Source organism: Methanoregula sp. (genome assembly GCF_002835825.1).
Taxonomy (GTDB): Archaea; Halobacteriota; Methanomicrobia; order Methanomicrobiales; family Methanospirillaceae; genus Methanoregula.
The window spans coordinates 1-1054 of sequence record NZ_PIZH01000752.1 but is presented as its reverse complement, the minus strand read 5'-3'; the positions used below and the strand labels follow the sequence as shown (position 1 = coordinate 1054).

The window sequence follows — 1054 nt, the reverse complement described above, 5'->3', positions numbered from 1 at the left end:
GACTTGAGGGGACATCCGAACGATAGATGTAGACGCTCCCGGCGGACTTCCCCTCCGTTCTGACCGTTACGGTTCCTTCGCGGCGGGGGCCGCGGTGCTCTTTTGGCACACCTGCCGTGCCGGCAAGACGGGGGTCGAGGATATGCGTGCCTGTCGCACGCCCCACGACAAACCTCCCCCGCTGGAGAGCGACGAGAAGATGCTCGACACTGCCTGCCGATTCCGGGTCAATCCGATCGGGAGTGTATCCCTGCGCCACGATTCCGATGTAGGTGACGACCTGCATGCCTTCCTCAGGGAGAAGCCCGGTATCCGTTGTCGTGAACGACCGGCTCGTGTCAGCCCAGCTGATGACCGGTTCGACCTTCGTGACGGCATCACCGGTGGTCCAGCGTTCGAGCACTGCCCTGCCGCTCACCACCCTGCCGACAACGCCCCCGCCGGCCGCAGCGCCGTGGTCGGCCGAGTGCCGGCTCTTCGCAAAGATGAGGTAGGACCGGGCGGGGTCGTAGCCCCCGCACCCGAGGATGCCGTCGCCCCGCTCGTACAGGTGGGGTTTGCGCTCCGGGACAAACGATGCGGCAAACGGGCCAAACGCCGCGGCGTACCGGTCGCTCCAGTGGAGGGCGAGCTTCTGCGTAATATCTCCGGTGAGAAACGTGGTGCCGTCACCGGTTTTCTCCACGATGATTTCGCCGGCAGTTGTCGCCAGCGCCAGGCTGCCCGTTGCAGCTTGCTCTTTCATGGCCGGGCGGATGATGCCGACCGCACAACCAACGGGATGCTCGGGCAGGAGGGAGGAGAGCGAGGCTCCTTCAGGGACATCGCGCCGTTCTCCGTCGAGATGGATAGAGACCATGGACGACCTCAACCGGTCGGCTGGCTCATCACCTTGCGCTCTTCCTCGGTCAGGATCGCAAGCACATCGGCAGTCTTGCCGATCTCGACGATCTTGCCGCCCCGCATCAGCGCAAGGCGGTCGCAGATGTCCCGCACGAACTCCATATCGTGGGAAACGACGATGAAGGTCTCGTCCATCTCCTCGCGGGAATGC

2 pseudogenes are annotated in these 1054 nt (G+C 64.4%); both read right to left on the bottom strand.

The window, feature by feature from the left end:
* Positions 1-859 (bottom strand): annotated as a pseudogene (locus tag CW742_RS14930) (methanogenesis marker 3 protein); the annotation flags it as partial.
* Between the two features lie 8 nt (positions 860-867).
* A pseudogene (locus CW742_RS14925) lies at positions 868-1054 on the bottom strand (methyl coenzyme M reductase system, component A2); the annotation flags it as partial.